The organism is Reyranella sp., from assembly GCF_965229815.1.
GTDB lineage: Bacteria > Pseudomonadota > Alphaproteobacteria > Reyranellales > Reyranellaceae > Reyranella.
The window spans coordinates 1-13,474 of the sequence record NZ_CBDDJN010000005.1 but is presented as its reverse complement, the minus strand read 5'-3'; the positions used below and the strand labels follow the sequence as shown (position 1 = coordinate 13,474).

General features: G+C 62.2%; 8 protein-coding genes and 1 pseudogene. 4 read left to right on the top strand and 5 right to left on the bottom strand.

Features of this window, described 5'->3' with window-relative positions; translation table 11 throughout:
• Nucleotides 1–979 (top strand): annotated as a pseudogene (locus ACO073_RS11315) (hypothetical protein); the annotation flags it as partial.
• A 22-nt stretch (nt 980–1,001) separates the two neighbouring features.
• Here the strand turns inward: ACO073_RS11315 and ACO073_RS11310 are convergent.
• The 4 genes from ACO073_RS11310 to fdhF are packed head-to-tail and all read right to left on the bottom strand — an operon-like array spanning nt 1,002 to nt 5,882.
• Nucleotides 1,002–1,916, bottom strand: coding sequence for a universal stress protein (locus ACO073_RS11310; protein WP_421997481.1), 915 nt, complete (start codon nt 1,914–1,916; stop codon nt 1,002–1,004).
• Nucleotides 1,913–2,815 (bottom strand): FAD-binding oxidoreductase, encoded by a 903-nt coding sequence (locus ACO073_RS11305; protein ID WP_421997480.1) that lies wholly within the window; start codon nt 2,813–2,815, stop codon nt 1,913–1,915. Before ACO073_RS11305 ends, ACO073_RS11310 begins: the two co-directional genes overlap by 4 nt.
• The gene (locus ACO073_RS11300; RefSeq protein ID WP_421997479.1) at nt 2,812–3,855 is read right to left on the bottom strand and encodes a 4Fe-4S dicluster domain-containing protein; all 1,044 of its coding nucleotides are present in this window, start codon (nt 3,853–3,855) and stop codon (nt 2,812–2,814) included. The genes ACO073_RS11305 and ACO073_RS11300 overlap by 4 nt, the downstream gene beginning before the upstream one ends.
• Nucleotides 3,852–5,882 carry a formate dehydrogenase subunit alpha gene (gene fdhF, locus ACO073_RS11295; RefSeq protein ID WP_421997478.1) on the bottom strand — a complete coding sequence of 677 codons (2,031 nt, stop codon included), beginning with the start codon at nt 5,880–5,882 and terminating at the stop codon, nt 3,852–3,854. The genes ACO073_RS11300 and fdhF overlap by 4 nt, the downstream gene beginning before the upstream one ends.
• A gap of 240 nt (nt 5,883–6,122) precedes the next feature.
• On the opposite strand from fdhF, the gene ACO073_RS11290 reads away from it, so the two are divergent.
• The 3 genes from ACO073_RS11290 to ACO073_RS11280 are packed head-to-tail and all read left to right on the top strand — an operon-like array spanning nt 6,123 to nt 9,716.
• Complete coding sequence (locus tag ACO073_RS11290) at nt 6,123–6,668, top strand: hypothetical protein (RefSeq protein WP_421997477.1); 546 nt, start codon at nt 6,123–6,125, stop codon at nt 6,666–6,668.
• A 43-nt stretch (nt 6,669–6,711) separates the two neighbouring features.
• A complete protein-coding gene (locus tag ACO073_RS11285; protein ID WP_421997476.1) occupies nt 6,712–7,437 on the top strand; it encodes an ABC transporter ATP-binding protein in 726 nt (241 codons plus the stop codon).
• Nucleotides 7,434–9,716 (top strand): ABC transporter permease, encoded by a 2,283-nt coding sequence (locus ACO073_RS11280; protein ID WP_421997475.1) that lies wholly within the window; start codon nt 7,434–7,436, stop codon nt 9,714–9,716. Before ACO073_RS11285 ends, ACO073_RS11280 begins: the two co-directional genes overlap by 4 nt.
• 1,706 nt (nt 9,717–11,422) lie before the next feature.
• Here ACO073_RS11280 and ACO073_RS11275 read toward each other — a convergent pair.
• On the bottom strand, nt 11,423–11,707 hold the full coding sequence (locus ACO073_RS11275; RefSeq protein ID WP_421997474.1) for a putative Ig domain-containing protein: 285 nt from the start codon (nt 11,705–11,707) through the stop codon (nt 11,423–11,425).
• Nucleotides 11,708–13,474 lie beyond the last annotated feature (1,767 nt).

Here is a 13,474-nt window from a genome sequence, read left to right as displayed (position 1 = left end):
CCAGCTGGTTCACGGCGTGCACCACACGCTCGGGCGGCACCGCGCGGACGACCCGCGCTCGGGCTGGATCAGCGGCCTGCCGGAGGCCGAGGGCGAGTGCCACCCGACCGCGGGCGGGCTGCGCATCGGCAAGACGCTCGCCGAGCGCACGCCGGACGAGCCGTTCGACGAGCGCCTCGAGTGGGAGCGCGACGGGCAGTACTTCCACTACTTGATGAAGTGGGTGCACGCCCTCGACCAGATGGGTCGCACGACCGGCGAGAGCGGCTTCGACGCCTGGGCGGAGGAGCTGCTGCGCGTGGCGCACCGTGCGTTCACCTGGCAGCCGCGGCTCGATGCGCCGCGGCGCCTGTACTGGAAGTGCAGCGTCGACCTGTCGCGGCCGCTGGTGACGTCGATGGGCCAGCACGATCCCCTCGACGGCTTCATCACCTGCCTGCAGCTCGGGGCGGCCCGCCCGGACAGCGCGCTGCGCGAGATCGCGGCCGACTTCGCCACGATGTTCGACCCGCGCGCACTCGCGACCGCCGACCCGCTCGGCCTCGGCGGCCTGCTGTGCGACGCCTACCGCATCCACCAGCTGGCGGGTCCGGCGCCTGGACGGAGCGAGGCGTTCCTGCTCGAAGCGCTGCTCGATGCGGCCGCGGCCGGGCTGCGCGAGTACGTCACCCAGCCCGATCTGCGGCTTCCGGCCGAGCGGCGCCTGGGCTTTCGCGAGCTCGGCCTGGCGATCGGACTTGCCGCGGTACGGCGCCTCCATGCGGAGGCAGCGCAGGCGAGCGCGACGCTGCGGGCGAGCCTCGAGCGCGTCGAGCCCTACTCGGTCCTCCGTGAGACCGTCGAGTCGTTCTGGCTCGATCCCGCGCACCGCGACACCGAGGTGTGGCGCGAGCACGCCGACATCAACGACGTCATGCTCGCGACGAGCCTCGCGCCCGACGGGTTCCTGCTGCTCCCGCCGCGCGCGCCCGGCATCTGACGCGCGAGCTCGCGAGCGCCGCTCACGCCGCTCCGCCGTTCGTGCGGCGCACCGTGAGGACCGGGCAGGGCGCGGTCGCGACCACGCGCTCCGCCGTGCTGCCGAGCAGCACGCGGCCGAGTCCGGAGCGCCCGTGCGTGCCCATCGCGATCAGGTCGGCGCCGGCGGTCGCGGCGTGCTCCACGATCACGTCGGGCGGGTAGCCCTGGCGCGTCGTCGGCTCGACGGTGAGCCCCGGACGCCGGAGCTTCGCCGCGAGCTCCTGGAGGGTGGTGCGCGCGGCGTCCGCCGTGGTGCGGATCGCCTCCATCAGGACGTTCGCCGGCAGGTGCATCGCCTCGACCGGCACGCGGTAGGCGTGCAGCAGGACGAGCCGGTGGTCGGTGCCCGCGGCGCCGAGGAAGCGCGAGGCCGCGTCGGCCGCCAGCGCCGCGTCCTCGGAGAAGTCGGTCGGCACAAGGACGGTGCGCACCGGGCGTGGGTGGCCGTTGTCCTGGCGGTGCACGGTGGGCACCGGGCAGGGCGCCTCGCGCAGCAGGCGCGCCGCCGTGCTCCCGAGCAGCGCGCGCTTCCAGCCGGTGCGCCCGCGCGTTCCGGCGACGATCAGGTCGGCGTGGTGGCGGCGTGCGGCGTCGGCGATGCCCAGCACCGGGCTGCTGAGCACGAGGTCGGTCTCGACCGCGATCCCGCCACTGCGCAGCCCGGCGGCCTCTTCGTCGAGGTGCCGGCGCGCCTCGCCGTGGATCTCCTCGTAGTACTGCGGCGGCAGCGGCACGAACTCGGGCGCCGGCACCGCCTCGGCGACGAAGGCGTGCACGAGGACCAGACGCGCGCCGTGCTGGCGGGCGATCTCCTTCGCCCAGGCGGCCGCGCAGGCGGCGTCCTCCGAGAAGTCGGTCGCGGCGACGATGGTGCGGATCCCGTTCAGGTTGGTCATCGGCTTCCTCCGGTCGTTGCCGTCGGCGCTGCCGGCCGGCTCCTCTGTGGTTCGGCGAACGGCGCTGGATCGAGCACGGCGAGCTCGTCGAGCGAGAACACCGGCCCCTCGGTGCAGGCGTAGCGATGGCCGATCCAGCAGCGGCCGCACAGGCCGACCGCGCACTTCATCTGGCGCTCGACCGCGGCGCAGACGCGTGCCGCCGGGACGCCGGCGGCGCGCACGTGGCGCGCGACCGCGGCCAGCATGCGCGGCGGTCCGCACAGCGCCACGAAGTCGGGTGTGCCGGCGGCGAGCGCGTCGTCGGTCGCGCCGACGACCGTGCCGAGGCGTCCCGTCCAGCCGGAATCGGCGTGCTCGACCGGCTCGAGCAGCGTCACGCCGGGCAGCGTGCGCCAGCGCTCGAGGTCGCGCAGCAGGATGCGCGACGCCGGCTCGCGCGCACCGTAGACGATCGCGAGCGGCGCAGCCGCCGCACGCTGCGCGAGGCGCGCCTCGATCGCCGCCCGCAGCGGCGCCAGGCCGCAGCCGCCGGCGACGAACAGCAGCGACGCCGTGGCCGGCCATTCCGGAAAGCCGCGTCCGTAGGGTCCGCGCAGGCCGACGGTGCTGCCGGGGCCGAGCCGGAACAGAGCGCCGGTGAGGCGGCCGACGCGCCGTATTGTCAAGCACAGCTGGCGGATGGGCGACCCCGGCGGCGCCCAGCTCGAGACGGTGAACGCTGCCTCGCCTTCGCCCGCGATCGACAGCATGACGAACTGGCCCGGCAGCGGCGCCGGCCACGCCGCACCGCCGTCGAGCTCGACCACGAAGCTGCGCGTGTCCGGCGATTCCTCGGCCACGGCGACGATGCGCGCCGGCGCCGGCAGGAAGGAGATCCACATCGCCGGGGACGTCATGCCGGCGCTCCGAGCCGCGCGAACACGCCGCGCGCGCCGATCGTGCCCGGGCACGTCACGTCGCAGCGGCCGCACCCGACGCAGCCGGCGCGCCCGAGCTCGGCCGCGTACGCGCTGCCGAACTTGTGCGTCCAGAAGCGTCGCACGCGGTCGCCCGGGCGCGGCACGGGGTCGTGGCCCGACGCCTCGCGCTGGAAGCCCTCGAGCAGGCAGCTGTCCCAGACGCGGCGGCGCACGCCGGAGTCGTGGGCTCCCGGCTCGCGCTCGTCCTCGATCGTGAAGCACGAGCAGGTCGGACACAGGCTGGTGCAGCCGGTACAGGCGAAGCACAGCGGGCCGAGCCGCTGCCACTCGTCGTCGGTCACCGGCGCGGCGCCGGGCTCCTCCGCGATGCGGGCGATCGCGCTGGTGACGGCCGGCTCGGCCGGGAAGCTCGCACGGGCGGCCGCCTCGGCGCGCGCGTACGCCTGCTCCTCGGCCGGTGCGGCGACACGGGTCGCGACGCCGGCGGCGGCGAGCGCCTGCTCGCCTTCGGCCGTTCCGATCGTCACCGTGATCGTGTCCGGCGCGAGCCGCGTCAGCGCGAGGTCGAAGCCGGTGCGTGCGAACGGGCCGGCATCGACCGCCGGGCAGAAGCCGCGACCGCACGCGGTGAGGCAGTCGACCACGATCACCAGCGCGCTCCTCCGGCGCGTGTTGTAGGAGGGGTCGCGCGCGAAGAAGCGGTCCTGGTAGGCGAGCGCGCTCGCGTCGCACGGCCGCAGGCCGAGCAGCGCGACCTGTGTGCCGGCGACCGGCTCGGCGCACATCGTGCCGTCGCGCCAGGTGAGCAGCGTCTCGGACTGCGGGAAGAAGAAGCGCTTGACGCCGTCGAGCGGCAGCGCGACGTCCCAGGCGAACGGTGCGCTCGCATCCGAGCGCTGCCAGGCGGCGCCGGCGCCGGCGCCGTCGGCGGCCGCGACCTCGTGCAGCGCGCGGGTCGCCGCCAGGTGCGCGCGCAGCCGTGCGAAGCCGGACGCGTCGATCGTCAGGCGCGTCACGACGCGACCTCCACCTGCACCGCGCAGACCTTGAGCTCGGGCATGCGCGAGATCGGGTCGAGGGCGTCGTTGGTGAGGATGTTCGTCGGGGCCTCGGCGAAGTGGTAGGGCATCGCGACCACGCCGGGCGGGACCTGCTCGGTGATCACCGCGTGCGTCGCGAGCTCGCCGCGGCGCGAGCGCACGCGCACCGGGGTGTCGTCGGCGATCGCGCGCGCGTGTGCGTCGCGCGGGTTGATCCAGACCAGCCCGCGCGGGTTCTCGCGCTCGAGCAGCGGCGCGCGCCGGGTCATCGAGCCGCAGCCGTACTGGTGGTGCAGCCGGCAGGTGGTGAGCTGCAGTGGGTACTCGGCGTCGGGCAGCTCCGCGGGCAGCGTGTCGACGACCGGGATCAGGCGCGCCTTGCCGCGGGTGAAGCGGTCGCGGTGCAGCACCGGCGTCCCGGGGTGGTGCGGGTCGGGGCAGGGCCAGTGCAGCCCGGGCCCCGCGTCGAGCCGTGCGTGGCTCATGCCGGCGTAGATCGGGGTCAGGCTCGCCATCTCGTCGAAGATCGCGGCCGCCGAGGTGAAGCCCATCGGCCGGCCGAGGCGCGTCGCGAGCGCTTCGAGGAGCTGCCAGTCGGCGCGCGCCTCGCCGGGCGGGTCGAGCGCGCGCCGCACGCGCTGCACGCGGCGCTCGGTCGAGGTGAAGGTGCCCTCCTTCTCGGCGAAGCTCGCCGCGGGCAGCACGACGTCGGCGAGCTTCGCGGTCTCGTTCAGGAAGAGGTCGATCACCACCAGCGCGTCGAGCGAGCCGAGCGCGCGCTGCACCGTGTGCTGGGCGGCGTCGGTGACCACCGGGTCCTCGCCCAGGATCAGCATGCAGCGCAGCGCGCCGTCGCGCGCCGCGCGCTGCATCGCCGGCGCGGTGAGGCCCGGCTGCGAAGGCAGCGGGCGTCCCCAGCGCGCCTCGAACGCGTGGCGGGCGTGGTCGTCGTCGACGCGCTGGTAGCCGGACAGCACGTCGGGCAGCGCCCCCATGTCGCACGCTCCCTGCACGTTGTTCTGGCCGCGCAGCGGGTTGATGCCCGCGCCGTCGACGCCGACGTGCCCGGTGACCAGCGCCAGGTTCGACAGCGCGATCACGTTCTCGGTGCCGCACACGTGCTGCGTGATGCCGAGGCAGTAGGCGAGAAACGCGCGCTCGGTGGTGGCGTAGATCCGTGCCGCCTCGACGATCGCGTCGGCGCCGACCCCGGTGGCGCGCGCCACGCGCTCGAGGGTGAAGGCCTCGACCGAGGCGCGCAGCGCCGGCAGGTTCTCGCAACGCGTCGCGAGGTAGTCGCGCGCCTCCCAGCCGCGCTCGAGGATCACCCGGATCATGCCGTTGAGCAGCGGGATGTCGGTGCCGAGGCGGATCGGCAGGTGCAGGTCGGCGAGGCCGGCGAGCCGCGTGTGGCGCGGGTCGACCACGACGAGGCGCGCGCCGCGCGCCTTCGCCTCGATCATGCGCGCGCCGATGATCGGGTGGTTCTCGGTGGTGTCCGAGCCGACCACGAGCAGGCAGTCGGCGCGGTCGATGTCGGCGATCGGGTTGGTCATCGCGCCCGAGCCGAGCGTGCGCGACAGTCCGGCGACCGACGGCGCGTGGCAGACGCGCGCGCAGTGATCGACGTTGTTCGTGCCGATCACGGCACGCGCGAGCTTCATGGCGGCGAACGCGTCCTCGTTGGTGGCGCGCGCGCTGGCGATGACGCCGACCGCGTCGGGGCCGCCGTCCTGGACGGCGGCGCGCAGCGCCTCGGCGGCGGCGTCGAGGGCCTCGTCGAGCGGAACCGGGACGAGCCGCTCGCCGCGACGGACGAGCGCTCCGGTCAGGCGCTCGGGGTGGGTGAGGGCCGTCGTCGCGCTCCAGCCCTTCACGCACAGCTGCCCGCGTGACACCGGGTGATCCGCCATCGGCACGGCCCGGAGCGCGCCACCCGCGTGCTGCAGGACGATGCCGCAGCCGACCGCGCAGAACGGGCAGGTGGTTCGGACGGACTCCATCGCCCGTCAGCCACGCAAGCCGTGTTCCCGGGCGACGGGTACGAGGGCGGCCTGTGGCCCGCGTTGCAGCCGGAGCCTGCTTCCCAGCGGTGGGAATGCCCTGGTCATGGCTTTCCATCGTTGAGAGCCGCCGGTCGCGAGCGCGGGATCCGATCGCTGGCACACGCTTCGCTCCGGCCTGGCCATGGCCGGTCCGACGGTGCCGCCCGGAGCGCGGCGCAGGCGGAGAAGGAGAATCCCGTGAAGCAGGGCAAGAGCATCATCCGCAGCCTCGACCGGCGCGGCACCGCCGACGGCAGGCTACACGCCGCCGAGCTGCGTACCGGTCGGGCGGTGGAGCCCACCATGTGCGAGCGCTGCGGCGCGACCCTGGTGCGGCGCGTCTGGCGGCGGTCCGAGGCGAAGCCAACGCACGCCTTCCTGTCCAGCGTGACCTGGGCCGTCTGTCCGGCGTGCACGCAGGTGGAGCGCGAGGAGTATCTCGGGCGCATCACCATCGGCGGCGAGATCGTGCGCAGCGACGCGGCCGCGCTCCGGCGCCGCATCGCCAACGTCGCCGCGCGCGCCGAGCACACCGGCGTCGAGCGCCGCGTGGTCTCGATCGAGCGCGAGGGCGACCAGCTGGTGGTGCTCACCACCTCGCAGAAGCTCGCGCACCGGATCGTGCACGAGCTCAAGAAGACCTTCGGCGGGCGGGCGAGCTACCGCTGGCTCGACGACGGCTGCCTCGAGGCGCACTGGGCGGGGGCCACCAAGGGGACGGACAGCGCTGCGCGTCGCGCCTGAGCCGGGCGCTGGTCAGTCCGGCCGCGGCGCTGTACACGGGCCCGTGACCGAAGCCCGGCACGGCCGCGAGCGGGTCCTGGTCGCGCGCGGGCTTTCGAAGTCGTACCGCATCGGCGAGGTCGACGTGCACGCGCTGCGCGGCGTCGACCTCGACGTCTACCGCGGCGAGTTCGTGGTCCTACTGGGGGCGTCGGGCAGCGGCAAGTCCACCCTGCTGAACCTGCTCGGCGGCCTCGACACGCCGACCAGCGGCACCGCGTCGTTCCTCGACCACGACCTGAGCCGTGCGAGCGAGGCCGAGCTGACGCGCTTCCGGCGCGAGCACATCGGCTTCGTCTTCCAGTTCTACAACCTGATCCCGAGCTTGACCGCGCGTGAGAACGTGGCGCTGGTGACCGACATCGTGGCGCGCGCGATGGACCCGGCCGAGGCGCTCGGGCTGGTCGGCATGGCGCACCGGGTGGACCACTTCCCCGCCCAGCTCTCGGGCGGCGAGCAGCAGCGCGTCGCGATGGCGCGCGCGATCGCGAAGCGCCCCGACGTCCTGCTGTGCGACGAGCCGACCGGCGCGCTCGACTACGAGACCGGCAAGATCGTCCTCGACGCGATCGCGCGCATCAACCAGCAGCTCGGCACGACCACCGTGGTGATCACGCACAACGCGGCGATCGCCGGCATGGCCGACCGCGTGCTCCGCATGGCCGACGGGCGCATCGTCGCGGCCGAGGAGAACGCGCACAGGCTCGCGCCGTCGGAGCTGCGCTGGTGAGGGCGCTCGACCGCAAGCTGCTGCGCGACCTGATGCTGGTGAAGGGGCAGGCGGTCACGATCGGCCTGGTCGTGGCGTGCGGCATCGGAGTCTTCGTCGCGGCGCTCGGTACCGGTGCGTCGCTGGTCGGCTCGCGCGCACGCTACTACGACCAGGCGCGCTTCGCCGACGTGTTCGCGACCGTGGAGCGCGCGCCCGCGGCGCTGGTCGCGCGCATCGCCGCCATCCCCGGCGTGGCCGACGTCGAGGATCGCGTGGTCGCCGACGTCCGGCTCGACGTCGCCGGCCACGACGCGCCGGCGACCGGGCGCCTGGTGTCGCTGCCCGAGGGCGGCGCGCCGCGACTCAACCGCATTCACCTGCGGCGCGGCCGGACGATCGAGCCGCGCCACCGCGACGAGGTCGTGGTGAGCGAGGGCTTCGCCGCGGCGCACGGGCTCGAGCCCGGCGCCGAGCTCGCCGCGGTGCTGAACGGTCGCCGCCAGACGCTGCGCGTGGTCGGCATCGGGCTGTCGCCCGAATACGTGTTCCCGATCCAGGGCGGCGCGCCGCTGCCCGACGACTCGAGCTTCGGCGTGCTGTGGATCGCCCGCTCGGCGCTGGCGGGCACGTTCGACCTGGAGGGTGCTTTCAACGACGTGACCCTGGCGACGGCGCCGGGCGCCAATCCCGACGCGGTCATCGCGCAGCTCGACGCGTTGCTCGATCCCTACGGGGGCCGCGGTGCGCACGGACGGGACCTCCAGCCCTCGCACCGCTTCCTCGATGACGAGATCGCGGAGCAGCGCAGCATCGCTGCGACGATCCCGGTCGTCTTCCTTGGTGTCGCGGCCTTCCTGCTCAACGTCACGCTGGGACGCATCGTCACCTCGCAACGCGAGCAGATCGCGACCCTGAAGGCGCTCGGCTACGCCGACGCACGCATCGCACTGCACTACCTCGAGCTCGCGGTGATCGTCGTGCTCGGCGGCACGCTCGCAGGCTGCGCACTCGGCGTGTGGCTTGGCCGGCTGATGACGGCGCAGTACACCGAGTTCTTTCGCTTTCCCGTGCTCGCCTTCGAGCTCGAAGCGTGGACCCCGCTGCTTGCGGCGCTGGTGGCATTCGCGGCTGGCGCCGGCGGTGCGTTCTCCGCGGTGCACGGCGTGCTGCGCCTGTCGCCGGCAAGTGCCATGCGCCCGCCGGTGCCGGCTGGCGTCCGGCGCTCGCTGCCCGAGCGCCTCGGGCTCATGGGCAGGCCGTCGCCGCAGACCAGCATGCTGCTGCGCGGCATCTCGTCGCGGCCGGTCCGCTTCGCCATGACCTCGATCGCGGTCGCGTGCGCGACCGGCGTCGTGGTGCTCGGCATGTTCTGGCACGACGCGCTGGACTACATGGTCTCGGTGCAGTTCCGCCTCGCCGAGCGCGCCCACGCCACCGTGGTCTTCGACCGGCCGATGACGGCGCGCGTGGTGCGCGAGCTCGGCCGGCTCGCCGGCGTCGAGGACGCCGAGGGCTACCGCGCGGTCGCGGTCACGCTGCGCGCGGGCAACCGGTGGTACCAGACCGGACTCCAGGGGCTGTCGGACGACACCCGTCTGCGCCGCCTGCTCGACGCGCGGCTTCGTGAGGTGGCGCCGTCGGGACCGGGCATCCTGCTCACCCGGCAGCTCGGCGAGCGCCTCGGCGTCGCACCCGGCGACACCGTCCGCGTGGAGGTGCGCGAGGGCGAGCGGCCGCAGCGCGACGTCGTGGTGCAGGCACTGGTCGACGACCTGATCGGCCTGTCCGCCTACATGGACCTGGGCGCGCTGCACGCGCTGCTCGGCGAGGGCGACACGGTGAACGCGGCCGGTCTGCGCCTGAACGCGGCATCGGCCGCGGCGGTGTACGCCCGCCTCGAGCAGCGCGGCGGCATCGCGACGGTGATGGTGAAGGAGTCGTGGCTGGAGGTCTTCCGCCGCACCACCGCGCGCTTCGTGCTGTTCTTCACCGCGATCCTGACGGTGTTCGCGATCGTGATCGCGGTCGGGGTCGTGTACAACGCGGCGCGGATCGCGCTGCAGGAGCGGTCCTGGGAGCTGGCGAGCTTGCGCGTACTGGGCTTCACGCGGGGCGAGGTCTCGGCGATCCTTCTCGCCGAGCTCGCGATCAACCTCCTGATCGGAGTGCCGCTCGGCCTCGTGCTCGGCTACGCCGCGGCGCTCGGCTTCTCGGAGCTGCACGCGACCGATCTGTTCCGCATCCCGGTGATCGTCACGGCACGCACCTGCGCGTACGCGGTAACCCCAAATTATTAGATAAAAATTGAAATTGATTTCAATAAAAATTCACTAATTAATAGATATTAAATTTAATTAACAAAATAATGATTTTTTATTATCAAAAATCATAATTTACTACTAAAGGTTAATTTTCAATTAGCTTATTTTTGGCTGAAAATTTTAATATTTGACATACTTTCATCTACTCTACTTTTTCCATTTTTTGAAATTCTATTGTCAATTCTGTAGTTTATTCTGCTTGGCTTAAATTTTAAATTCGGCATAATATCAATATTAATCTATACATAAAGCAAAGAAATTACAATTCTTGGTGTTTTTGGCCTGATTCGTGATATTTCATTTGAATTATTCTATATAAAATATTTTAAATGCACTTACTATTGAAGATTTTATTCATTTACCAACTCACTTAGCAATGATCTTAACCATAAAATCAACTAAAAATATTAAGAATTAAAATGTTACCGAAAACAATCAAAAATGTTATAATATTATTTGAAATTATTATCTCAATATATATTTTTGTGTGACTTGAAGTCCAGCTGGATTCATGTGTGAAAAATAAAAGAACTCCAAGGCATAATAAAAGGTATATCTCATTTGTAATTTCGATGATGTTCGATTTAACTTCTGAATATGGTCTCACAAATAAAATCCATGATAAGTAAATTAGCTGGACCATTCAAAGCGAACCTACTAGAATTCCAAATGAACAGAATTTCAAGCAAATTAAGGCTGCAATAAATATAGTTCTTCTTAAAATAGAAACTCCAACATGAAATCTCTCCTTTTTATGTGTTTTAATTCCTTTAAATAGCTCTCTAAATTTATCGTCTTCTTCTTTTACTTGAGGATTAATAGTGACAGAAAGCCATAAAATCAATATATTTCCCAAGATTCAGCATCCAAGAATCAAGCATGCATATCCAAAGGATATTGCTCTGTACATTGCTGTGATATCATGTCTGTTTATTTCGTAAATTGAACAGACAAGCAAAAACTGGTTTGACGATATAAATGTTCGAATGTAATAGTCAAACGTCATTAAACTGCTTACTTTATTGACTATCCATTTAGGAATTTTCATTCATTTAGATCACCTTCCAGAAGAATCTCACCTATCAGCAAGCTTTTTCATCAAGCAAACTGCTGATATGTGGATGAGTGCAATTGTTAGTATCAAAATAATGAGAGAGTAGGTATTGACGACTGTACTATCTGACTTTAAATCTAAAGGCTTGTACACGTCATCGCTCAGATCAAAATTGAAGTTATCAATAAATGACGTCAAGCTTTTATTTTTATTAAAAGAAATTGCAGCGTATGGAAATAAAGCATAGCTTGTACCAGTGATAACATTTTGAACATCATTTGGAATATGAGCTCCAGTGATAAGCAATAAAAAGAATATTTGAGTTTGATGAATAAGCAGCCACAGGCTTGAGAACGAAGATGGAAATGCTCAACTTGAAACAATAATTAATCAAGAAGTCGCAATCACGGATATTTGAGATCCAAATTTAGCCATTTCTGAAAAGTTGCTTGTACTGTTATTATTTGCTATCGGAACTCCTTGAGTTTGGAGTAGGATTTGGAGAAGAAGCAGCAGCTGGAGTTGTCACCATTAAAGATCACGAATAAGAACTTAGACTATATCCTGAGTCTCACAGATCTCACTTTTGAGCATCAGAGTTGGTGCATCTTTGACAATTTTGCGCAAGTCAGTTCAGAATCTTCAGGTTAATCAGCTTCTGAACTGGATTTGGAATTCCTGTAATAATAGAGTTTACATAAAACTCAATATATGTATCTGCTGTTACATTTTTAGACGATATTGAGATTGCTCCTGTATTTTGGTTAATCGTTAAATATGAAGGAAGTGTGACTCCGTTGTAACTCGCAAGCTGATAGCTTATTGCAGCTCCACTTGCATAAGAATTATTGCATGGAAGTTCAAGGTTTAAATATTGATCTGAATTCTCTGCAATTGTAAGGGACTGTTCCAAAGTTGGATAGTAAATAGATGACTCATAGTTTGAACCTAAAATTTAGTCATTAGAAATACTATTTTAAATGTTATCATTAAACATATCAATATCATAAACCTTTTTAAAATAATTATCAAACACAAATATTAGTATAAGATAGTATCACATATTTTTGATTCGCCAGTTCTTATATTACTTTGTATTTTTAAGTAAAAAATCGACTTTCTATTTTTAATAAAACTTAATTAATAAAAAAAGAAGGAGGAAGTAATATAAATAGGATAAATTATAACAATTATATATAAATATATATTTAACAAATGATTCTTTGCAGTTTCTCCTTAAAATATACTTTAATCGACTTGAAATATAATAGAGTCATCAAATATTTATATTTCTTACCTTGTACAGCATAAATAAAAGATTGGTTCGAAAATAATGCAGCTGAGTAAGATTCTGTGATTATTGAGGAAACAGTAACTCCAGTCTCAGAAGTTACACTATCAGTTCCCGAAGCAATAGTGCCCATTGCGAAGTCTCCTGCCAAGAAGTCTGGATGGGCTTCAATTGCCTCTGGCCTAAACTTTGTGATATATCCATAATTGTCATATTGTCCTGTTCCTACCAATCTAAATATGAAAAGCTAATATCATAAAAGTAAATAAGTAATGGATAGGATCGCAAAGACTAATAAAATCAAGCAAAATTTGGAAAATTGTTAAATTTATTATGGGATTGGCTTACCTTCCAGACGATGGATCGATTGCGAGTTGCTCAAATTGTGAATTAGGGAACTTTTTAATTGTAAAAGTCTGAGTCACTATATTGAACAGCATGTAGTAGTTTGAAGTTCCTTCAAAGGGAGTTGTAATGATATAGTTAGCCATGAGTACAGATCCGAAGACATTATCAATCTGAGAACTAGACTTGTATCTATTTCCGACTACACTTCCGTCCGTAGTTTTAAAAGTAGTGAAGTAAATGTATCTCGGATTCCCAAAGATAAAAAAACTGTAAATCAGAGAACCATCGCTGCTGAGAAGAGCTTCTGAACCAAATGTAGTTCAAGAACTTGAAAATCACAGTATTTTGTTCGACCAATCTGCGACTGTATTCCCCAGCGTCATTTTGATGAAGTGGAGGTCTTTTGAGCTTGAGTCGATTCCTCCGAAAAATACTTGAGAGTCAGTTATTTTGAGATGGCCATAACAATATAGAGAAATGGAGGGAACATATTGACAGTTTGCATCTGCAACACTCGGTGAAATAACTTGCATTCAAATGTAGGCTCTATTTTGCAATGGAAATTGTGCAAACAAAATATATCCTGAGCTATCACTTAGTGGATGAATGCTTGTTTCATGGCTGCTTCCATAAATGTTTGAACTATATAAAAAGTAAAACCTCAAACATAATAAATAAAAGTAATACTATAAACGTATATAAAGCAAGCTGAAAGCAAATAATACAATTGCATGGCTGATATGTAGCTCCCGTCAGCACTTGACAGTTGGAATACATAAATCGGATCAACAAATGCAGTGAAGTACACGTTCTGCTCTGATAGATCTACAGCAAGACTTTTCTGCGCTGGCTCTATTTCGAATGAAGCCATCCAAACAAGATTATTAGCTGCATTTACTCTGCGTATCACAGTGTTAGAAATTTGCTATGAATACTGCATACAAGAAGTAGAAGTCTTGAGACAAGGTACCAACTTTCATCCCTCTAACTTCAGATAATGTATCCACAGTGAAGTTTCCTTTTCTAAAATATAGGATGTTT

Excerpts from the sequence above, each read along its gene's own strand:
- fdhF (WP_421997478.1), bottom strand. The coding sequence starts at position 5,882 with ATGGAGTCCGTCCGAACCACCTGCCCGTTCTGCGCGGTCGGCTGCGGC.
- ACO073_RS11310 (WP_421997481.1), bottom strand. The coding sequence starts at position 1,916 with ATGACCAACCTGAACGGGATCCGCACCATCGTCGCCGCGACCGACTTC.
- ACO073_RS11305 (WP_421997480.1), bottom strand. The coding sequence starts at position 2,815 with ATGACGTCCCCGGCGATGTGGATCTCCTTCCTGCCGGCGCCGGCGCGC.